This window comes from Vibrio sp. YT-19(2023) (assembly GCF_033337395.1).
In genome coordinates this window covers 108,697-131,931 of sequence record NZ_JAWOQN010000011.1, presented here as the reverse complement: position 1 = coordinate 131,931, position 23,235 = coordinate 108,697, and the positions used below count along the sequence as shown (strand labels likewise).

Genomic DNA, 23,235 nt, shown 5'->3' with positions numbered 1-23,235 from the left:
ACCCCGAGATAACTCGGGGTTTAATATTATCGATACTCTTTATTCAGAGTCTTTCTTTTCAGGCGCTTCGTTAGAAGTTGTTTCAGAAGAGCTAGGCTGTTCTGCATCTTTCGCAGTCTCCGTTGCTTCTTCTTTAACTTCTTGCTTTGCTTGAGGCTTGTCGCTGTCTTCTGGTTTGCTTGCTGAGTTATCACTCCAGCCCGCAGGCTCACGAATTTCAGCTTTGCGCTCCATTAAGTCATCAATCTGGCGAGCATCAATGGTTTCATACTTCATCAGCGCATCTTTCATCGCATGCATGATATCCATGTTCTCTTGAAGAATCTTCTTCGCACGATCGTAGTTGCGGTCAATGATCTGACGAACTTCGTCATCAATCAACTTCGCTGTATCGTCAGACACATGTTTAGTCTGAGTTACACTACGTCCTAAGAACACTTCGCCTTCATCTTCTGCATACAGCAGAGGGCCAAGCTTTTCAGAGAAACCCCATTGAGTAACCATCTTACGAGCAATATCTGTTGCGCGCTCGATATCATTAGAAGCACCGGTTGATACTTTGTCAGCACCGTAGATAAGTTCTTCTGCTAAACGACCACCGTACAAGCTAGAAATCATTGATTCTAGGTGTTGGCGAGACATACTCACGCGGTCCTGCTCTGGAAGGTACATTGTTACACCCAACGCACGACCACGTGGAATGATAGACACTTTGTACACTGGATCGTGTTCAGGAACCAAGCGACCAACAATCGCGTGACCCGCTTCGTGGTATGCGGTTGACTCTTTAACTTCCTCAGACATCACCATTGAACGGCGCTCAGCACCCATCATGATTTTGTCTTTCGCCAGTTCAAACTCAACCATAGAAACGTTGCGCTTGTTACCGCGCGCAGCAAACAGGGCTGCTTCGTTAACTAAGTTTGCTAGGTCAGCACCAGAGAAGCCTGGAGTACCACGCGCGATGAGAGAAGGCTCTACATCACCCGCTAGAGGGACCTTACGCATGTGAACTTTTAGGATCTGTTCACGGCCACGTACATCTGGAAGACCAACTACCACTTGGCGGTCAAAACGACCAGGACGCAGTAACGCAGGGTCCAACACATCAGGACGGTTAGTCGCAGCGATAACGATAATACCTTCGTTACCTTCGAAACCATCCATCTCAACGAGCATTTGGTTTAGTGTTTGTTCACGTTCATCATGACCACCACCAACACCTGCGCCACGTTGACGACCTACCGCATCGATCTCATCGATAAAGATGATACAAGGTGCGGCTTTCTTTGCTTGTTCAAACATGTCACGCACACGAGATGCACCAACACCAACGAACATCTCTACGAAATCAGAACCAGAGATAGTAAAGAATGGTACTTTCGCCTCACCGGCAATGGCTTTCGCTAGAAGCGTTTTACCCGTACCAGGAGGACCAACCATTAGAACACCCGTTGGAATCTTACCGCCCAGTTTTTGGAAGCGGCTTGGATCGCGTAGGTAGTCCACCAGTTCTTTCACGTCTTCTTTTGCTTCGTCACAACCAGCAACGTCAGCAAAAGTTGTCTTGATTTGTTCTTCGCTCATCATTCGAGCTTTGCTCTTACCAAAAGACATGGCGCCTTTACCACCGCCGCCTTGCATTTGACGCATGAAGAAAATCCATACACCAATCAGTAAGATCATTGGGAACCAAGAGATGAAGATAGTACCAAGCAAGCTTTGCTCTTCTGGAGGCGTGCCTTGTACTTTCACGTTTTGGTTAATTAGGTCATCTAGAAGCTTTTGGTCATACACTGGCATGTAAGTGACCATTTTGGCACCGCCGCCACGACGAACAAAACTAATTTCACCGTCTTTAAAAGTTGCTTCTTGAATCTGGCCTTGGCCAACTTCCTGTACAAACGTGGTGTAATCCACGGTTCTGCCATTGCTTTCTCCAGGGCCAAAGCTCTGGAATACCGACATCAATACGACGGCGATAACAAGCCACAGAATTAAATTTTTTGCCATGTCACTCAAGGTGTAAGCCTCTCGATAACTAATTGTAATTAAAGGTAGGGTACTACAGTTCATTAACTGTAGCTATAGTGTTAACACGCTCTCAAGAGAGCAAAATGGTTAACCTTTGTAACCAGTGGCTACGACGAAGACCTCTCGAGAGCGAGCTCGCGATGAGTCTGGTTTTCTAATTTTTACGGCTTTAAACATGTCTCGGACTTCTTTCACATACTGATCGAAGCCTTCCCCTTGGAAAACCTTTACGACAAAGCTACCATTAGGCGCTAGAACTTGTCGACACATATCTAAAGCTAATTCAACTAAATACATAGCGCGAGGTTGATCAACAGAATTGTTTCCCGCGATGTTAGGCGCCATATCAGACATTACTACGTCTACCATGGAAGGTTGGATCCTTTCTAGCAAAGCTTCCAATACTGCATCATCACGAAAGTCGCCTTGTAAAAAGCTAACGCCAGCAATCGGGTCCATAGGAAGCAAGTCACACGCGATGATCTGACCACTGTCCCCTACTATCTTAGCAGCATATTGAGACCATCCGCCCGGCGCAGCCCCCAAGTCGACGACTGTCATTCCAGGCTTTAACAATTTATCTTTCGTTTGAATCTCATCGATCTTGAAATAAGCACGTGAGCGGTAGCCTTTTTTTCGGGCTTCATTCGCGTATTTATCATCAAAGTGTTCTTTCAACCAACGACCAGAACTAGCCGAATGTTTTTGTTTACTCATTTTAATCCCAACAAGGCACAAATTGGAGCTATTGTTTTAATAGGCGCTACCTATTACTCAATAAATTATAGTCTTCAGCAATAGATGGCGTTAAAATAGCTTTTTTCAACCCTTATTTTAAAGAAAATTGGCCGCGTAATGAACCTAAGCACCAAACAAAAGCAGCACCTTAAAGGCCTAGCTCACAGTTTAAAACCTGTTGTGCTAATGGGCGCAAATGGACTTACAGAAGCCGTGCTAGCAGAAATTGAAATCGCTCTTAACCATCACGAACTTATCAAAGTAAAAGTTGCTTCGGAAGATCGTGAAACAAAACAGCTAATCATCGACGCTATCGTACGTGAGACGGGCGCTGAAAAAGTTCAGACTATTGGTAAAGTGCTTGTGCTATACCGCCAGTCTGAAGAGCGTAAAATCGAAATCCCTCGTAAGTAACTCTACTTACGTTGCTGAAGAAAAAAGGTCGCCTGAGGCGACCTTTTTGCGTTTTATCAGAGTAGTAATGCTACTCCAAACGACTTAGATATATTCTACTCGGTCAATTTCGAAGTCTTTCGCGCCACCCGGAGTTTGAATAGCAACTTCATCGCCTTCCATCTTACCAATCAGGCCACGAGCAATAGGTGAGCTCACTGAAATGCGACCTGCTTTGATATCGGCTTCGTCATCACCAACGATTTGGTACGTTTTTTCTTCTTCGGTGTCGATATCAATCAAGGTTACGGTTGAACCAAAAATAACTTTACCCGTGTTCTCCATCTTCGTTACATCAATAACTTGAGCAACTGACAGTTTGTATTCAATGTCACGGATTTGTGCTTCACAAATGCCCTGCTCTTCACGAGCGGCGTGATATTCAGCATTCTCTTTTAAATCACCTAGCTCACGAGCTTCAGCAATTGCCTCTGAGATCTGAGGACGTAGTTTAAGTAGACGATCGAGTTCTGCACGTAGCTTTTGCTCGCCACGTAGTGTCATTGGAACTTTTTCCATTTTATAACCTCAAGCCCAAATGGGTCTTTGGACAAAAAAAGCCCACCCTGTCATAGGACTGGGTAGTGCGCTTAAAGATGTATTTCGTTTAGTGTAAACAAACTCCCGGACGAAATCATCTTAATTCGAAAGACAGCAAGACTATGCCTTTTCGGCATAATGATATAACTCACTTTTAGAGCGGTTCTAGGGCGAATCACCTTCTCAATTTATTGAAAAACAACACTGTTCATTACACCAAAAACCTCAAAAAAGATAAAAACTAATCAATGTCAGGCCAATGTCATTGCCAATAATTTCAATCAAAAACAGTAATTTAAATAAAAACAACGCACAATTGAACAGTGTTCATCAGTGGGATTTATATCATTTTACTAACTCATACGGAAACTTTAGCAGTAAAACATGTCCAGCGAGTTGTTAGATCAATGGCTTACAAGTGCGAACTATATCGCTCAATTAGCCAATTTTGGACCAACAACTTGTGAGAGATCACCTCTCCCCCATACAACAATGATTATGGACAGCTAACTAGGACAAATAAGATGAAAAAGACTCTAATTGCTCTTTCTGTATCTGCAGCAGCTATGGCAACTGGCGTAAACGCAGCTGAACTTTACAACCAAGACGGTACTTCTCTAGAAATGGGCGGCCGTGCTGAAGCACGTCTATCTATGAAAGATGGCGACGCTCAAGACAAATCTCGCATCCGTCTAAACTTCCTTGGTAAACAAGAAATCAATGACAACCTATACGGTGTTGGTTTCTGGGAAGGTGAATTTGAGACTGCTCAAAACGGTACTGTAGACGGCGACGACAAGAGCGATCTAGAAACTCGTCTTGCTTACGCTGGTCTTGGCGGTGCTTACGGTGAGTTCGCATACGGTAAAACTGAAGGTGCACTAGGCGTTATCACTGACTTCACAGATATCATGGCTTACCACGGTAACTCTGCAGCAGACAAACTAGCTGTATCAGACCGTACAGACAACATGATGGCTTACAAAGGCCAGTTTGAAAACCTAAGCGTAAAAGCAAGCTACCGCTTCGCTGATCGTATGGAAAACAAAAACACTGGTGAGTACTACGACAACAAACAAGACGGTTACTCTCTATCTGCAATCTACGCTCTAGCTGACACTGGTCTTGAGCTAGGTGCTGGTTACGCAGATCAAGACAAAGCTAACGAGTACATGCTAGCTGCATCTTACACAATGTCTGATCTTTACTTCGCTGGTGTATTCACTGACGGCGAGAAAATGGAAGATTCAAACAACAGTAACACAGTTGATTACACTGGTTACGAGCTAGCGGGTGCTTACACTCTAGGCCAAACAGTATTTACAACATCATACAACAATGCAGAAACTAACAACGAAACTTCTGCAAACAACTTCGCTGTTGATGCTTCTTACTACTTCAAGCCTAACTTCCGTGGTTACATTTCTTACAACTTCAACCTGATTGATGCAGGTGACAAGTTTGGTTCAACTGACACGAGCAAAACAGTTGCAACTAAGATCGATGCTGAAGACGAGCTAGCTCTAGGTCTACGTTACGACTTCTAATTCCGGTCTTTGACTAGAATATCGAATGCCCGCTTTAAGCGGGCATTTTTTATACTTCATTTTAAGCAGCGCGCCTTTCTCTCGTGTCTCATTCATGAAGACATTTGAAGCATTTCTTTAGTTACCTAGCATATTGAAAGGACTTGCGTATACTCAATCACATAACTCACCTTAGAAAGTATCATTATGCGTTTACGTTGGCCCTTGCTCATATTCTCTTCATTACTTTCTGCTTTTTCACAAGCGTACCCTCATCAAGAGGTGTTGCCTGAAGGCGCCCGCATCAGTTTAGTTGCGGAAAAACTCAGTGAAAATGCTGAGCTTGACGGTGTTCATCCTACCGAACAACTGTTCCCACCAGCGAGTACATTAAAAATCGTCACCGCATTAGCCGCAAAGCTAGAACTGGGTGATAACTTCCGGTTTCGAACCAAGCTGGAAACGTCGAACTCAGATACAGTGATTTACTTTGTCGGCGACCCAACACTCCAAACCAACGACTTAAAATCACTTCTCACTCTAGCTAAGAAAAATGGCTTAAAACGGATTAACGGTGACCTATGGCTCGATAACAGCGCATTCACTGGTTATAACCGTGCGGTGGGCTGGCCGTGGGATATCTTGGGAGTTTGCTACAGCGCTCCGGCATCGACCATCACACTCAATAACAACTGTGTACAAGCCTCTATCTATACACAAAAAGATGGTGGAACGCGGGTCTACGTACCAGAGCATCAACCTATTCGTGTCACAAGTACCGTAGAAACAGTTTCTAAAACCATTAAGAAAAGTCGTCATTGTGACTTAGGTTTAGTTGCAAATCCCGATAACAACTACAAGCTAACAGGGTGCTTGGTTGAAAGAGACAAACCATTGCCACTGAAATTTGCGGTTCAAGACCCTGAGCGTTACACCAGTCAAAGGTTGGCGGCTTTGCTCAAGGAGCTCAACATTGGGGTATCGGGAAAGATTAGGGTCGGTACGGCGCCAGAAAAGCAGCGAAAGCTCATCGCAATGCATCAATCAAAAGCCTTACCAGACATTCTCGAAGATATGCTCAAAAACTCTGACAACTTAATTGCCGACACATTAACCAAAACACTTGGCGCTAAATTTTTCGTTCAGCCAGGCAGTTTTACTAACGGGACAGAAGCGATCAAGCAGATCATTTTCGCCAACACTGGTATTGATATTCGTAATGCGCGCCTAGAAGACGGCTCAGGACTTTCGCGAAATAACCGGATCTCCGCGACCAAGATGGCTGAAATGCTGCGCTATATTTGGAAGCATGAAAACGAACTCAAATTGATTGCCATCATGCCGAAATCAGGTGAATCCGGCACATTAAAGTACCGACAAAGTATGCGAAAACTTCCAATTAAAGGACAGCTGATCGCGAAAAGTGGCTCTATCTACGGGACTTACAATATGGCTGGATATGGCTTGGATAAAAATGGTCAACCTAACACCATTTTTGTTCAGTTTGTTTCAGACTACTTCCCAGAAAAACGGGACGACAACACACCTGTCATCGCCCCGATTACACATTTTGAGCAGCTTTTTTACAATGACATTGTGAACTTTAGTCAGGCAATACCTAAGAAATAGTTCACCACGTTAAAGTAAATCCACATTCCTGAAATATCGACGATAGACGCAAGAACTGGACTCACCAATACGGCTGGGTCCAACTTGCAAGCTCGTGCAATAATTGGCAACAGCCCGCCCAATGTTGTAGAAATGGTGACTTGAATGAACAGCGCAACTGCTATTGCCAGTGCGATATCGGTCAGTTCAAAGCCTCCTGTTGATTGTCCTGCACTAAATAACATAATGCGTCCAATCATCACGATAGCAATCGCTAGCGCAATAAATAGAGCGACTCGGCTCTCTTTCCACAAAACTTCTAACCATTGGCGTTTTTTTAACTCTCCAGTAGCAAGAGCACGAATCACCAAAGTTGCTGCTTGTGTTCCTGTGTTACCACCAGCAGCTGCAATCACTGGCATGTACACTGCAAGTAAAACAAGCTGACTAAGGGTGTCCTCATACTGAGCGATGATCAAGCCTGACACTATCCCTAAAAGAGCCAGCGCAATGATCCATCCAATACGCTGTTTTACATGCCCTAAAACACTAGTTGATAAATAACCATCGGGTGTATCAACTTCAGACATATGCAGACCCAGTTGGTGAGCATAATGACGTGCGCGTTTGTCATGACCTGCTTGCTCAAGTTGAGCAATAAGACTATTCACATAGCCGACAGAGCAATGCTGTAAAATACCTACAGCCTCATCAATCGGCATAACCGTAAGCAAATGGACTTGTTGCTCTTGCTCGTACTGCAAGAATGCATTGCGAGCAGCACCAATTTCTACTTCAGAAAAGTTTGGTGTTGTTTCAATAAAAGTGTTGTTCATTACCGTCATGGCGAATCTCCCGATTGGCATTGGTAACGACCATCGACAAAGCATGAAAAGCCACTCTTGCACGCTAAAAGTCAGACAACAAATAAGATGCACAGAGAAAACCAATGCGAATGCACTGTCTATTCAGAATGTATGAAGGAAATAACGAGAAGAAAATTAGAAAAGATGCCTCACCACTTAGGTAAGGCGGAGATCGCCAATACCGAAGCGGGCTATTTCGCTCCCTTAATCTTACTCACCCAACGACTGGGAGGATGGTCGGTATTGTTCATGTAAATCTCCAATAGCGCTGCCATTATTGGCAGCGCTAGTATAGTAGCAAAGTTCATCAGGTATGGAAGTTTTACTTTGCCGTTTTTGCTAAATTTTCATACAAAAAAGCGCCCTTCGGACGCTTTCATTTGCAGTCATTATGAATTACTGAATAGTAATACGAGCAAATTTACGTTTGCCTACTTGGAACACGTAAGTACCCGCTTCTGGAGCAAATTTGCTGTCCGCAATTTTTTCACCATCAATCTTCACAGCGCCCTGCTTAACCATGCGCATCGCATCTGACGATGATGGACATAAGCCTGCTTCTTTCAACAGATTACTCACTGGGCGACCTGCGTCAAAGTCAAACTCTGGCATTTCATCAGGAATTTGGTTCTTCGCAAAACGGTTTACGAATTCTTGCTCTGCTGCATCGGCATCGGCTTCACTGTGGAAACGAGCAATAATTTCTTTTGCTAGCAATACTTTGATGTCACGAGGGTTTTTGCCCGCTTCTACATCAGCTTTGAATTGAGCAATCTCTTCCAGAGGACGGAAAGAGAGCAGCTCGTAGTAGCTCCACATTAGGTCATCAGAAATAGACATGATTTTACCAAACATTTCGCTTGGCGCTTCGCTGATACCGATGTAGTTGTTTGCTGACTTAGACATCTTCTTCTCGCCATCAAGGCCCACTAGAAGCGGCATCATCAGTACAACCTGAGGTTTTTGACCGTGAGACTTTTGCAGTTCACGACCCATTAGAAGGTTGAACTTCTGGTCTGTACCACCTAATTCAACATCCGTTTCCATTGCTACTGAGTCCCAGCCTTGTAGAAGTGGGTACATGAACTCATGAATAGCAATTGGCTGACCACCCGCGTAACGCTTTTTAAAGTCGTCACGCTCTAGCATACGAGCAACGGTTTGGTTTGCCGCAAGGCGAATCATACCTTCTGCGCCCAGTTCAGACAGCCACTCAGAGTTAAACTGAATTTTAGTCTTTGCAGGATCGAGAATTTTGAACACTTGCTCTTTGTACGTTTCAGCGTTACGCAATACGTCTTCGCGACTTAGCGGTGGACGAGTTGTGTTTTTACCTGTTGGGTCACCAACCATTGCAGTGAAGTCACCGATTAGGAACGTCACTTCATGACCTAGTTCTTGGAACAAGCGAAGCTTATTGAAAATAACCGTATGGCCTAGGTGAATGTCAGGTGCTGTTGGATCAGCGCCCAATTTAATACGTAGAGGACGGTCTTCTTTTAGTTTTGCGATTAGCTCTTCTTCTGGAATCAGCTCTTCAACACCGCGCTTAATCTCGGCTAGTGCAGCTTCAATGCTCGCCATTCTTGTTCACTCCCACAGATTTGGCAAAAATATAATAGCTGAACATATTACTTGAATAGCGATGCATTTTGAAACACGTTAGACTAGGTAGTTGTCACTTTTTCCGTTTAATTTAGCAATCAAGTACCTCATGCATTCGATTTTTGTCCGACTTCCACTCTTGCACAAAGTATTGATCGGTTTTTTTAGTGCGCTGATTATCTTCGCGCTCTTCTTTTTACCTGATCCGCAAGACCTAGACCCGCAGCAGAGCCGATTAAAAGTTGGTCAACATTATCCTGTGCCAGTTTCCCTCGAACTCAGTGCACTAAATAGTTCATCGCCTGCGGTTCCCGCCGTGCTGCGCTGGGAGACATACAAGGTAAAAAATGGCGAGAGTGCTGCCATCTTATTTAGTCGCGTAGGGCTTTCTGCTCGTCTATTACATGAACTGGTGTCATCAGACAAAGAAGTGGAAAAACAGTTAACTCGGCTTCGACCTGGTGACCGATTGCAATTTGGTTTTGACGAAAATAACAACTTGGTGCAGCTAAGAAGAACACTAAGCGCGTTCGAGACTTTTCGTATCACATTAAAAGACGGCAAGTACGTTTCTGAAGTTGATAAAAAAGAAGTCGACTTCCAGTACAACTACGCTGAAGCCACCATCAAATCAAACTTTTGGAATGCAGGAATATCTTCTGGATTAAATGGTAACCAAATCATGGAACTGGCTGGCATATTTGGTTGGGACATCGACTTTGCTTTAGATATTCGTAAAAACGACAGCTTCCGAGTACTTTACCAAGAGGAAGTGGTAGAAGGTGAAGTAATCGGCCGTGGAAAAATCATTGCTGCGATCTTTAAAAACCAAGGCGATACCTTTACCGCAATATTGGATCAGAAAAGTGGCAAGTATTACGACGAAAATGGGCGTGCAATGAAAAAAGCATTCTTACGCGCGCCGTTGGACTTCCGTCGAGTTTCGTCTAATTTCAACCCACGCCGCTTACATCCAGTGACGGGACGCGTTCGTCCTCATAGAGGCACGGACTATGCGGCACCAGTGGGCACCCCGATTTGGGCGGCTGGTGATGGCGTTGTTCAAAAATCGTCTTACAACAAATTTAATGGTAACTACGTTTTCATTAAACATAGCAATACTTACATTACCAAGTACCTGCACTTAACCAAACGTACTGTACGAGCTGGTCAACGCGTTAAGCAAGGCCAAACCATTGGTACGCTTGGCGGAACTGGCCGTGTAACTGGCCCTCACCTGCACTATGAGTTCCTTGTGAATGGTGTCCATAAAAACCCGCGCACGGTGAATTTGCCACAATCTAAATCCCTGACAGGCAAAGCGAGACAAACTTTCATGGCAAACGCGAAAATTAGCATGGACAAGCTTGAACGCTACAGCAAACTGCTAGCAATGAAGTAAGCCAGGTATTGAAAAGGGCAGCGAAGCTGCCCTTTTTGTTTTGTCGATATCATCACGATAAAGCTTACTGTTCGGAGTGATGCTCTCTCCCGAGCATAAGCAAACACGGTGTCAGAACTAACGTTAGCAAAGTCGCAAACGCCAAACCACCCGCGACAGCGGTCGCAAGCTGAGACCACCATTGAGTGCTTGGTGCGCCAAACTCCACTTTCTGATTAACTAAGTCGATGTTCATTTCTAACACCATTGGCAATAAGCCTAATATGGTGGTCACCGTCGTAAGTAAAACGGGTCTTAAACGCTGCACACCGGTACGCAAAATAGCCTCAGATTTTTCTAAGCCACGTTTACGCATCTGATTATAAGTATCGATTAAAACAATATTATTGTTTACCACGATACCAGCCAACGCAATCACTCCAATTCCCGACATAATGATGCCAAATGGCTTTTGGAAAATAAGTAACCCAGCGAAGACACCAACGGTAGAAAACAGCACTGCACTAAGGATTAAGAAAGCTTGATAAAAGCTATTAAACTGCGTAATTAAAATCAAAGCCATGACACCAAGCGCGACAATAAAAGCATTTTGCAAGAATGCTGATGAGTTTTCCTGCTCTTCATTTTGACCCCGAATCTTATATTCAATGCCTTCCGGTAAGTCGAGCTGTTCCATTCCAGCGGCAATCTTAGGTAACTCAAGCGCCAAATTGTAACCTTCCACCATATCCGCTTTAATATTGATAACTCGATGACCGTCGACCCGACGAATAGTGTCTTGCTTATGATCTGGTTTGATTTGAGCAAAATTCGTAATCGGTACCAGACCAGCTGCCGTTTTCACTCTCAGTTGATCAAATCGACCTATGTCGCGCTTATCTTGCGGATAGCGCACCAAAATATCGACTTCTTCATCCGCATCATCGGGCAAATAATCGCCTATTTTCAAGCCGTTCGTAACAAACTGGACGGTATTCCCGACTAAAGTAGCATCCGCTGCAAAGCGAGAGGCGTCATCTCGCTGGATATCAATTTGCCAATCAATCCCTTCCTTATTAGTGGTATCACTCAAGTTGGTCAGTGCAGGATTACCATCAGCCCAATGTCGTACTTTTTTGGCTGCTTCATCTAACGCACTAACACTCAAATTTCGTGATGACACTTCAATCACGAGATCATGCTCGACAGGCGGTCCTGCGTCCGGGAATTTATACTCAAGTTCAACACCATAAAAGCGGTCTGTCGTCTCTTTTAGTTCCTCAATAATGGTTTTCACTTTGCGTCGATACTGCCAATCCACAGGCGTTATTTGAATCTGGCCAATCTCGTCCCCATTATCGCTCGATCCTGTGCGCGTGTAGACACTTTCAAACTCGTCATGACCGAGCATCACCTTCTCGATTTCGCGCATAACAACATCTTTTTCGTGAATAGACAGGTCACCATAAGAACGAACTTTAACGGTAAAAAAGGCAGGGTCCACCTCAGGGAAAAACTCTGCACCCAAGCCAGCTTTGTTGTAAGTGAAGCCGACACCTGCCGCTAGCAGTATCGCGCTGAGTAAGACTTTCCATGGATGACGAATCGCTACCGACAGAGTCTGGTAATAAAGCTTGGTAATGCCAGTCGCTTTTTCAAAGTTGCCGTTATGCAGCTCCACCATTTCTCGCTGAGCTTTCTGATTGACTACTTGAGGCTTGCCAATGATCCCACCGATGACAGGAACGAACAATAAAGCCATCATCAGCGAAGCGGCCAAGGTAGCAATTAAAGTAAGTGGTAAGTACTTCATGAACTCACCAGTGATGTCTGGCCAGAAAAGTAACGGAGCAAACGCAGCCAATGTGGTTGCTGTGGATGCGGTAATAGGCCAGGCCATTCGCTTTGCTGCATCTCGATAGGCTTCTTTACGTGGCGTTCCTTCTTGCATGCGCCGATCTGCAAACTCTGTCACCACAATGGCACCATCCACCAACATGCCTACCGCCATAATTAAAGCAAACAGTACGACGATATTGACCGTCAGCCCAAATACCGATAACACCAACAACCCAGTCAAGAACGATCCTGGAATAGAAATCCCCACGAGAAGCGCGGTCCTAACCCCCAATATGGCAATAATGACGATAACTACGAGGATAATTGCGGATAAGATATTGTTTTGTAGATCACTGAGCATCAATTTGACATCGTCGGATTGATCCCAAGTATATTTAACTTGCAAATTGTCGGGCCACTCGGCGCGCTTCTGTCCCAGAGCCAGTACTTCTTTTACCAGCTCAACCGTTTCAATGATGTTTTCCCCTGCCCGTTTTTTTACGTCCAAAACGATGGCAGATTCGCCATCTAAACGAGCAAAACTTTCAGGATCGCGAAATGCACGTCGTACTGTCGCCACATCGCCAAAAGTGATCACCTCTTTGCCATTCACCTTGATCGGTAGTTCAAGCACATCTTTCAGTGAATCAAAAACCGATGGGACTTTTACCGAAAAGCGTCCATACCCAGTATCGACAAACCCCGCAGCCACAACTCGGTTATTCAAGGCAATTAAATTATAGATGTCCGCTTGATCGAGACCGTAGCTTTCCATCAATAGCGGATCGACAACTATCTCCACGATGTCTTCGCGATCTCCTGCGATTTCAACCTCAAGAACCTGACGGAAACTTTCCAAACGATCACGTAACGTTCTGGCAATCTGAACAATGGTTCGCTCTGGTACGGTGCCATAGAGCACAACGGTCAAAACAGGCTCTTCAGATGCAAACGTGACTTCGTTTACCGTCGGCTCATCACTGTCCTCTGGTAACTTTGGCTTCGCAAGATCAACCGCATCACGCACATCTGCCATCGCTTTATCAAGATCCACTCCGACACTAAATTCCAGCGTCACCGAAGCATGACCTTCTGATGCCACAGAGGTCATCTCTTTTACGCCTTCAATTGAACGCAGCTCTTGCTCTATTGGACGAACCAATAAACGCTCGGCATCGACAGGAGAAATGCCTTGATGCCCAACAGAGACGTAGATAATAGGAATGGTAATATCAGGGCTCGATTCCTTGGGGATTGTGACGTAAGTAATGACACCTGCAATTAATATCATCACCAACAATGTCAGCATAGTGCGAGCGCGAGATAACGCAGCATCAATCAGAGTGTACATAGGTGCTCCTTACTACTCATTAGCCGCTTCAATAACTACGTCATCAACTTTATTGGCCAGTACTTGATCACCATCTCGCACAAAACCTTGTCCCAGCACGATAATGTCTACACGCTCTCCTAACCCAGAGAGCCACACACCATCATCCTCGGCCTTAACGAGTTGAATTGGAACAAACTCAACATGCTCATTACGCAGTGTCTTGACACCTAAGTTACCTTCTTCATCGAGTGCTAACATGGCAGCCGTAATCTTTACTGCCAACACTTCACTCAAAGGTAGCTGTACTTCTGCGCTCATACCAGCAGGAATTCTTGCGTCTTGATTATCAATTTCGATTTCAATTGGAAATGTATTAGTAGAAGCAGAAGAAACACGTCCAATGTAGCGCACACGACCTTGATGATGCTGTTGGTTAATGGTTCTTACGTCGGCTTCTAGGCCTTCCTTAAGGTATTGTATATGCCGTTCACTGACATCGGCTTCAATCACTAAAGTATCCAAATCAATGACCGTCGCAATAGGATCGCCAATCCCGACAAAATCACCTAACTCAACAAAGTGGTGATCTACGATGCCATCAAATGGCGCTTTAACCTCAGTATTTCTTAAAGCCGTTTGCACGTTACTCAAATTCGCACGTGCATCTACCAACGCTGCTTGCGCTGTCGCAAACGCAACCTCACCTTGCAGTCCTCGACTTTTTAGCGATTTAGCTGCATTAAACTCTTTTTCTTTAACCAACAGCATCGCCTGGGCCCGTTTAAGTTGAATGCCAAGGTCGCGCTTATCGATGTTTGCGATCACTTGTCCCTGTTTGACCGCTTGGCCTTTCTTTATGTTAAGACTGACTATTTTACCTGCAACTTCGGCGCCAAGACGCGCTTGACGATTGGGCGCTGTTCGTCCATACAATTCAATGGTTTTACTGGTAGGTTCGGCAAGAAAAGTATCAAACATCACCTTTGCAAGTGGTGTCGTGTTCGTGGATGTTGAAGAGTTAGGATGATCATCTTGTGCTTTGAGTTGGCCGATGGTTAGCCATGCAACAAGAAGTAAGACGAGGATAAGAGATACTAGCCAAGGGCGCTCGACAATTCGGCGTCCAAAAGAAAGTCCAGACATATAAAGTCCTTTTTATTATTTCTCTGCATATCTGCGAGCGTGTGCTTTACGTGACATCCTTCTACATAAAGCACAGGCAGCCATTAGCTGCCTGTTAGGTGTTAATTACACACTGAACGATGCACCACAACCACATGTTGTCGTTGCATTGGGGTTATTTACGAAGAAGCGCGCTCCTTCCAACCCTTCTGTGTAGTCAACAATACCGCCAACGAGATATTGCAGACTCATAGGGTCTACAACCAGTGTTACACCACTGTTTACGATTGTCGTATCGCCTTCGTTTACATTTTCATCAAAAGTAAAGCCGTATTGGAAGCCGCTGCAGCCGCCGCCAGTAATGTATACGCGCAGTTTCAATGCTGGGTTTTCTTCTTCAGCAATCAATGCTTTAACGCGAGATGCTGCTGCGTCAGAAAAAGATAATGGTACGTTTACTTCGCTCACGAAGACCTCTCTCACTCGTGTAATGCGTCAAGCCTGAAGCAAGACGTCAAATTTGTGCTAATTGAGACGATTATCCAATACCTGACAAACTCGTTCAAGTATTCGCCGCCGATTCTTTATAACAGATGCGGATATATAAGATTACACTGCGAAACAACACATAAATTAAGCAAAACGTTTCTAACTTGATTATAGCTAGGTACAATGCGCTCCACTTGGTCCGAGCAATCAAAAGAGGATAACCCCATGACCAAATCATCAGAGCTGTATCAAAAAGCTCAGCAAACCATCCCTGGCGGTGTCAATTCACCAGTTCGTGCATTCAACGGCGTTGGCGGCTCTCCGCTATTTATCGAACGAGCAGACGGTCCACTGATTTTTGATGCCGATGGTAAAGCGTATATTGATTACGTTGGCTCTTGGGGTCCAATGATTCTTGGCCACAACCACGCGGTTATCCGCGAAGCAGTAATTGATGCAGCGCAACGCGGTCTTAGCTTCGGTGCGCCAACAGAGCTTGAAATCGCGATGGCAGAATTAGTTTCTGAGCTTGTTCCATCAATGGAGCAAATACGCATGGTAAGTTCTGGTACTGAAGCTACGATGAGCGCGATTCGCCTTGCACGTGGCTTCACCGGTCGCGACAAGATCATGAAATTTGAAGGTTGTTACCACGGCCACGCTGACAGCTTGCTAGTAAAAGCAGGTTCTGGTGCACTAACACTAGGTCAACCAAGCTCTCCTGGCGTTCCTGCAGATTTTGCTAAGCACACGCTAACAGCAACATTCAACGACCTAGATTCTGTACGCGAGCTATTTGCTGCTAACAAAGGCGAAATTGCTTGTATCATCGTTGAGCCAGTAGCTGGCAACATGAACTGTATTCCACCAGTGGAAGGCTTCCACGAAGGGCTACGTGAAATCTGTGATCAAGAGGGCGCGCTACTAATTTTTGATGAAGTAATGACAGGCTTCCGTGTTGCTCTAGGCGGCGCGCAAGCACACTACAACATCAAACCCGACCTAACGACACTGGGTAAAGTGATTGGTGGCGGTATGCCAGTAGGTGCTTTCGGTGGCCGTAAAGAAGTGATGCAATACGTTGCACCTACAGGCCCAGTTTACCAAGCTGGTACCCTTTCCGGTAACCCTGTCGCAATGGCAGCAGGCTACGCATGTTTGAACCTTCTAAAAGAAGAAGGCAACGAAAAGCGCCTAGCTTCTAAAACGAAACAACTTGCTGAAGGTTTTAAGTCTCTAGCAGAAAAACACGGTATTCCGCTAGTTGTTAACCAAGTGGGCGGTATGTTCGGCTTCTTCTTCACTGACCAAGAAAAAGTAACTTGCTACGAAGACGTAACGAAGTGCGATGTAGAACGCTTCAAGCGTTTCTTCCACTTAATGCTAAAACACGGTGTCTACCTTGCGCCATCTGCGTTTGAAGCGAGCTTTACTTCACTCGCTCATGGTTCAAAAGAGATTGATGCCACACTAGAAGCTGCTGACCGCTGTTTTGCTGTTCTTGCAGAAGAAGCGAAGTAATCGCTAAAAACGGCGATAACGCATTTAGAAAAGGACCGTAACGGTCCTTTTTTATTGCCAATTCAAAATAACCAATATCGCTAATACCCCAACGACAATGCCAAACCACGGTATTCGCTTAGCTTTTTTCTCGGTTTGACACTTTTTATCACCGTTGCAACAACCCATAGCTCATCTCTTGATTGATAACCGACTGATTTGTAGTCATTATAGCAAGGTACATCGCCCTGCTCTAATTCGGCATTGTCATAAGCTTGAAAGAGTTAAGAGTGCAAAGTAATAAAGGTTACACGCCATCATTGAAGGCATAAACCGTAAACGTCACCTGTAAGTTGGACTAATACCATGCCAAATAATGTAAAAATAACGTCGAGTCACCGAGTACTAATGGTTGCTTTACTCGCCGCTGCTTTTGCTTGCTACTTATTGGTTGAGCCATATATCAATTCAATTGTGATGGCTTTTATCATTTCTTTGCTCATGTTTCCAATACACGAATGGTTTGAGCAGAAAATTCCCAAGCACCCCAATATGGCGGCACTGCTGTCATGTGTCGTCTTGACGTTTATTATTGTTATCCCGCTTTTATTTGTGTTTGCCGCCATTGTTCAGCAAGGCTCTGTTTTCTCACAAAATACATATAATTGGGTTACCAATGGTGGTATCCAAGATATATTCCAACATCCTTTCGTTATCAAAGGCTTAGCGATTGTTAATGAGTACTTACCTTTTGATAAAATCGAGCCCAAAGCCATCGCTGAGAAAATTGGGCAATTTGCCACATCGTTTGGCTCTAACTTAGTCGCTATCAGCGCAAAGATTTTAGGAGACGCAACCAACTTCCTAATGAACTTCTTCCTAATGCTGTTTGTGCTGTTTTTTCTGCTTCGTGACCACGACAAAATTATCTCTGCGATTCGTCATATCCTGCCACTCTCACGTAGCCAAGAAGACCGCATATTGACAGAGATAGAGCAAGTTTCTAAATCAGCCGTAATGGGCTCATTCATGACAGCGATTGCTCAAGGTTTGGCTGGCGGTATCGGTATGTGGCTCGCCGGTTTCCCTGGGTTATTTTGGGGAACAATGATGGGCTTTGCATCATTCATTCCAGTGGTAGGAACCGCGCTAATCTGGATTCCTGCAGCAGCGTACTTGTTCTTAACAGGCGATATGACTTGGGCTATCTTCTTGACGGTGTGGAGTGTAGTTATCGTTGGCTCTATAGATAACCTATTACGTCCGTTGCTAATGCAAGGCAGCGCCGGCATGAATACCCTTATGATTTTCTTCTCATTACTGGGTGGTCTGCATCTGTTTGGTTTGATTGGTCTTATCTACGGCCCACTTATTTTTGCCGTGACCATGGTACTGTTTAATATCTACGAGGAAGAATTCAAAGACTTCCTTAACCAACAAGACAACAGCTAGTCACCGCTTAATCACTTCAAGCTTGGGGCGGATTGTGCGAAAATCTGCCCCAAATTATTTCTGATGAACCAAATTTATGTCTGCTTATATCGCTCCTAGCCAAATAGCTCAGCGCCAACTTGAATACTTCAACGGAAAACACGTTTTAGTCGCTGGTGAAGTTGAAGACCTATTTCCTCTTGAGTTAGTGGCTCATTGTGAGTCTGTTGAAGTGTTTACTTCCAACTATAGCTACTACCGCCAAATTCAAACCTCTGACAAAGTGAAAAGTCATTTTGGCTCTGTGTTTGATGTTGAAACAAAAGCAGACATGGTCCTTTTATACTGGCCAAAAGCAAAAGCCGAAGCAGAATACTTGCTGGCGATGTTGATGGCGAAACTGGGCATTAACACCGAAATCGTCATCGTTGGTGAAAACCGCTCCGGCATCAAGAGCATCGAGAAGATGTTCCAAGAATACGGCCCTGTGAACAAGTACGACTCTGCTCGTCGCTGCTCATTTTACTGGGGTAATTGCCTCAATGAACCAAAACCTTTCAACCAAGCAGATTGGTTTAAGTCTTACACTGTTACACTCGGTGAGCAGTCGCTAGCGGTTAAGAGCCTACCTGGCGTATTCAGCCATGGCGAGTTCGACTTAGGTAGCCGATTGCTGCTTGAAGCCTTACCTAAGCTGTCGGGCAAAGTGCTCGACTTTGGTTGTGGTGCAGGTGCACTCGGTGCGTTTATGGCGAAAGCGAATCCAGAGATCGCGATTGAGATGTGTGACATTAATGCTTATGCGATCACTTCTAGCCAAGCCACATTAGAAGCGAATGGTTTATCCGGACGCGTATTTGCATCAGATATATACTCGGATACCGCAAAAGACTACCGCTTTATCGTCAGCAACCCGCCATTCCACAGTGGTCTAGACACAAATTACAACGCAGCGGAAACCTTGTTGGGTCAGGCACCACAATATTTAACCAAAGACGGCGAAATGGTGATTGTCGCGAATAGTTTCTTAAAATACCCACCAATTATCGAGCGGGCGTTTAATAATTGCGAGACGCTAAATAAGACCAATAAATTTTCTATCTACTACGCGAAAAAATCATAACTTCCCCCCGCGCGGGCACAAACCTGCGCGATTTTTTCTCATAAATTCAACACTCATAAGAAAAACTGCGTCACCCTGCACGCTTTACAACTAACTTTCTTGTCAAAGAAAAAAAACTCGTTAATTTTGTTAATTCTATCTAGTTGAACATCTTATCCGTTTTTAACGAGAACCTCGGCAGCGAAGTATGTTTTAGAACTGCCCATTATGAGTTGTAATCTTATCCATGTTTAAATTCTACAAAAAACAGAAATTTAAGCGCCTTCAGAGTACACTGATGACCGCATTTCTGGTGCTCAGTATCACACCTCTTACCATTACTGCGATCTTTTTCTTGCAGTCCCACAGTAAAGATCTGCAAGAACAAAGCACCTCGCACTTACTGTCTGTTCGAGATACAAAACAGCAGCAAATCATCGACTACTTTGAGGCACGAGAAACCGAAGTCATGGGCTTTGTGCGCTCAGAGTTGGCTTACGCCAGTGGTGGCCGATTCTACGGTCTCGTCAATGCTTTTAGTCGTTTAGGCAATGATATTGAAGAGTCTCGTAAAAACGCCCAACAGCGCTACATCGAGGGCAGCGGAGACCAAATCAAAACCTCAACGTTACCCGAGTCATCCAACTATGTAGGAAGTGAACGTTACCGGCTTTTACATAAACGCTATCATTGGGCCTACTTAGAGCTCCTCAAGCGCTCTGATTTTAATGACATTTTGCTGGTCGACATCAATGGTAACGTCACCTACTCGATCAACAAAGACGATAACTACGGAACGAACTTGTTATCAGGCCCCTACAAAGACTCGGCACTTGGCAAAACTTTCAAGCGTCTCGCCGATGATGTGACTGAACGTCGAAAAGTAAACGAAGACTACACTCCTGTGATTGTGTCTGACTTCGAGCTGGAAGGGGGGAAATCAGTCGCTTGGCTAGGTGCACCAATTGTTCAGCAAGGTTATCTACACAGCTATGCCATGTTCCGCTTGCCAAATAATGGCATCACTAAGTTAGCCGCAGACGCCAACCGAGAGTCATCAATTAACACCTTGCTGGTTGGAAATGATCACCAACCTCGCACAATTAACACGAAACAAGACGATATTAAGAACAGTTTAGAAGTGATCGATAAAGCACTCTCTGGTGCATTTGGTGTCGGCACTTACACAAACGGTTTAGGTGAAGAGATCATCGCGGCTTATGCACCGATTGAAACTCGTGGTGTGATTTGGGCGCTCGTCGTACAGTTACCAGAAAACGAAGCTTTCGCTCGTATCCATCAACTCGAAAAACTATTCGTTATCGCTATGTTGATCGCCATTATCCTTGTGGTGATCGCTTCTCACTATTTATCAAACTTTATCACTTCTCCGTTGCTGAAATTGACTTGGGTTGCCGAAAAGGTCTCTGCAGGTGATCTTGATGACACGTCTTTTAATACTGTTCGTAAAGATGAAATTGGTCGGCTTGCGTTAAGCTTTGAACGAATGCAACGCTCTATTCGAGAGAAGATTCAAACCATTAAGAAGCAAAATGAAGAACTAGAAAGCAACATACAGATCATTCAAAAACAGAATGAAGAACTGCAATTGGCCGATAAATTAAAAGATGAATTCTTAGCCACGACTTCTCATGAACTTCGTACACCGTTACACGGCATGGTCGGGATTGCTGAAACCTTAGCGTCCGGCGCCAATGGCGCGATCCCCGCTAGCCAGAAATATCAGCTTGATATCATCATTAAAAGTGGTCAGCGTCTCGCTAATCTAGTCGATGACTTGTTGGATTATCATAAAATGCGTTATGGAAGCATGGATATCCAGAAATCAGCAGTGAGTTTGGGCAGTGCAACACGATTGGTTTTAGAGCTTTCTAGCCATTTACTTGGAAGTAAAACCATCCGCATCATCAACCAAGTCCCAGCGGATTTAAAAGCAGTGTCAGCTGACCCGCAACGCCTTGAACAAGTGCTATATAACCTGATTGGCAATGCGATTAAATACACCTCAGAAGGTAAAATTGTTATCTCCGCTAATGTGGTAGATGATCATGTACGCGTACAAGTCGTGGATACTGGACAAGGAATTCCCGCAGAACAACTTGAGCATATTTTTGAACCACTTATCCAAGCAGGGCAAGACGCGAGCCGTTATCGTCAAGGTGCAGGGCTTGGGCTCTCCATTAGCCGGCAATTGATCGAATTAATGGGAGGCTCGTTATACGTCAGTAGCCAACCAATGGTCGGAACTACCTTCAGTTTCACTTTACCGCTCGCCAGTGAAGAAGAAATCCAAGCAACCCAGACTCTAGCTGCGCACGGGCACTTCCAAATTCCTGAAGTTAATGTAGAGAACCGCGAAGACTTATCACTTCCAGAGAACCCAGACGGCCCGTTACTGTATGTTGCTGACGATGAACCAGTAAACTTACGCGTGCTTGAAAGCTTTTTACGTTTAGAGGGCTATCGTGTGCGTACCGTCTCCGATGGGCCAGAAACGTTAGCGCTCGTCGAGCAAGAGAAGCCGGAACTTCTGTTATTGGATATCATGATGCCAGGCATGAGCGGCTACCAAGTTTGTAGTGAACTACGTGAAACCTATGATCATGCCGAGTTGCCAATCATTATGCTCACCGCACTCAGTCAAACAGAAGATCGTGTAAGAGGTTTTGAAGCAGGAGCCAACGACTATTTATCGAAACCATTTAATAAACAAGAGTTGGCGGCACGTATCCAAGCGCATTTAACGGCAAGTAAAGCAGAAATGCGCCATATGGAAAACAAAGTGCTAGAGTCTGAACTTAGACAGCGAGCAGTCGTTGAAGCAAGCTTACTTGAGACTCAAGGTCGTCTGTTGGAACAGCTAGAATCGGCTCCTGAAGCTATCATCTGTCTACGTGAAGACAAGCGTATTCGCTTTGCTAACGAAGCTGCTTGTAAGCTATTCAAGCGCAGCTTAGAACAGCTAAAGCGCTCATCTGCTGATGAGCTGATTGCCCCTAAATATCTAACCGTCAAACAACCTCATTACTGTGGCAAGATTGATATCTATATTGAAGATATTCGTCAGAACATCGAAGCAGACATTCTTAAGCTCCCTGAAGGTTCAGGGTTAGATATCATGTACATCTTTAATGTCGGCGGTGGAGCCAGTGCCGCTCGCATACATAATCTAGAAACCGCCGTAGAAGTGCTTTCAAGTTATGCATTTGATGGTGACAAAGACCAATTACAAAAGCTAAAAGAGCTTGGCGGAGAATTTACGCGCCTTGCAGACAAAGCGCTCGGTAATAAAAAAGACAAGCAAGAACTTATGCGAGAAGTTCTAGTAGACGCAATGACACATGCTTTAGAGTATTGGGAATCTGTAACGGGTGAAAGTAAGTTCGCATTTGCAGAGCAAAGTGGCTTGTGGCGCGTTTATCTAGACCGTAGTACTTTGCAAACACGCACTTTAGATAAATACATGCGTATAGAAACATTACCCAAAACACCACGTTGGAGAACGGTGCTAAGCTCGATAGAGTTCATTCTCGAACACTGCAAAGAACAGAGCCCCGAGAGAGCATACATAGAAGCACAACGAGATAAACTACAGCGACTATTGACCAGCTAATATTTATCAAAAAACTAGCCCAGCGTGCATGCTG

Annotated in this window: 16 protein-coding genes; 8 read left to right on the top strand and 8 right to left on the bottom strand. The window is 44.7% G+C overall.

Translation table 11 applies throughout. The annotated features are described in order from the left end of the window. Positions 1-39 precede the first annotated feature (39 nt). Positions 40-2,013: an ATP-dependent zinc metalloprotease FtsH gene (ftsH, locus tag R7E78_RS10705; RefSeq protein WP_017635895.1), complete on the bottom strand. Its 1,974-nt coding sequence runs from the start codon at positions 2,011-2,013 to the stop codon at positions 40-42. Positions 2,014-2,121: 108 nt separating this feature from the next. After that, positions 2,122-2,751, bottom strand: a complete 630-nt coding sequence (gene rlmE / locus R7E78_RS10700; RefSeq protein WP_005388985.1) for a 23S rRNA (uridine(2552)-2'-O)-methyltransferase RlmE — start codon at positions 2,749-2,751, stop codon at positions 2,122-2,124. Positions 2,752-2,889: 138 nt separating this feature from the next. On the opposite strand from rlmE, the gene yhbY reads away from it, so the two are divergent. Next, positions 2,890-3,186: a ribosome assembly RNA-binding protein YhbY gene (gene yhbY, locus R7E78_RS10695; protein ID WP_005380066.1), complete on the top strand. Its 297-nt coding sequence runs from the start codon at positions 2,890-2,892 to the stop codon at positions 3,184-3,186. 84 nt (positions 3,187-3,270) lie between these two features. On the opposite strand, the gene greA is transcribed toward yhbY, so the two are convergent. Then, positions 3,271-3,744 (bottom strand): transcription elongation factor GreA, encoded by a 474-nt coding sequence (greA, locus tag R7E78_RS10690; RefSeq protein WP_005380065.1) that lies wholly within the window; start codon positions 3,742-3,744, stop codon positions 3,271-3,273. Between the two features lie 545 nt (positions 3,745-4,289). Here greA and R7E78_RS10685 point away from each other — a divergent pair. After that, complete coding sequence (locus R7E78_RS10685; RefSeq protein ID WP_005380064.1) at positions 4,290-5,312, top strand: porin; 1,023 nt, start codon at positions 4,290-4,292, stop codon at positions 5,310-5,312. Positions 5,313-5,498: 186 nt separating this feature from the next. Further along, a complete protein-coding gene (gene dacB / locus R7E78_RS10680) occupies positions 5,499-6,920 on the top strand; it encodes a serine-type D-Ala-D-Ala carboxypeptidase (protein WP_017635897.1) in 1,422 nt (473 codons plus the stop codon). On the opposite strand, the gene R7E78_RS10675 is transcribed toward dacB, so the two are convergent. Next, positions 6,899-7,744: a magnesium transporter gene (locus tag R7E78_RS10675; protein WP_005380062.1), complete on the bottom strand. Its 846-nt coding sequence runs from the start codon at positions 7,742-7,744 to the stop codon at positions 6,899-6,901. The genes dacB and R7E78_RS10675 overlap by 22 nt on opposite strands. Before the next feature lie 417 nt (positions 7,745-8,161). After that, complete coding sequence (tyrS, locus tag R7E78_RS10670) at positions 8,162-9,349, bottom strand: tyrosine--tRNA ligase (RefSeq protein ID WP_017820416.1); 1,188 nt, start codon at positions 9,347-9,349, stop codon at positions 8,162-8,164. 130 nt (positions 9,350-9,479) lie between these two features. Here tyrS and R7E78_RS10665 point away from each other — a divergent pair, with 130 nt between their 5' ends. Further along, positions 9,480-10,772, top strand: a complete 1,293-nt coding sequence (locus R7E78_RS10665; RefSeq protein ID WP_054579093.1) for a peptidoglycan DD-metalloendopeptidase family protein — start codon at positions 9,480-9,482, stop codon at positions 10,770-10,772. A gap of 64 nt (positions 10,773-10,836) precedes the next feature. On the opposite strand, the gene vmeK is transcribed toward R7E78_RS10665, so the two are convergent. From vmeK to erpA, 3 genes are all read right to left on the bottom strand, one after another. Then, positions 10,837-13,941, bottom strand: a complete 3,105-nt coding sequence (vmeK, locus tag R7E78_RS10660; protein WP_017820415.1) for a multidrug efflux RND transporter permease subunit VmeK — start codon at positions 13,939-13,941, stop codon at positions 10,837-10,839. 12 nt (positions 13,942-13,953) lie between these two features. Further along, positions 13,954-15,066 (bottom strand): efflux RND transporter periplasmic adaptor subunit, encoded by a 1,113-nt coding sequence (locus R7E78_RS10655; protein ID WP_054579091.1) that lies wholly within the window; start codon positions 15,064-15,066, stop codon positions 13,954-13,956. Between the two features lie 105 nt (positions 15,067-15,171). Next, positions 15,172-15,513 (bottom strand): iron-sulfur cluster insertion protein ErpA, encoded by a 342-nt coding sequence (gene erpA / locus R7E78_RS10650; RefSeq protein WP_005380031.1) that lies wholly within the window; start codon positions 15,511-15,513, stop codon positions 15,172-15,174. A gap of 246 nt (positions 15,514-15,759) precedes the next feature. On the opposite strand from erpA, the gene hemL reads away from it, so the two are divergent. From hemL to R7E78_RS10630, 4 genes are all read left to right on the top strand, one after another. Continuing rightward, positions 15,760-17,055 carry a glutamate-1-semialdehyde 2,1-aminomutase gene (gene hemL, locus R7E78_RS10645; protein ID WP_005380032.1) on the top strand — a complete coding sequence of 432 codons (1,296 nt, stop codon included), beginning with the start codon at positions 15,760-15,762 and terminating at the stop codon, positions 17,053-17,055. A 345-nt stretch (positions 17,056-17,400) separates the two neighbouring features. Then, complete coding sequence (locus R7E78_RS10640; protein WP_031779035.1) at positions 17,401-18,486, top strand: AI-2E family transporter; 1,086 nt, start codon at positions 17,401-17,403, stop codon at positions 18,484-18,486. Between the two features lie 76 nt (positions 18,487-18,562). Next, a complete protein-coding gene (gene rsmC, locus R7E78_RS10635) occupies positions 18,563-19,588 on the top strand; it encodes a 16S rRNA (guanine(1207)-N(2))-methyltransferase RsmC (protein ID WP_262640641.1) in 1,026 nt (341 codons plus the stop codon). 226 nt (positions 19,589-19,814) lie between these two features. Beyond that, the gene (locus R7E78_RS10630) at positions 19,815-23,201 is read left to right on the top strand and encodes a response regulator (RefSeq protein ID WP_054579089.1); all 3,387 of its coding nucleotides are present in this window, start codon (positions 19,815-19,817) and stop codon (positions 23,199-23,201) included. The last annotated feature ends 34 nt before the right edge of the window (positions 23,202-23,235 follow it).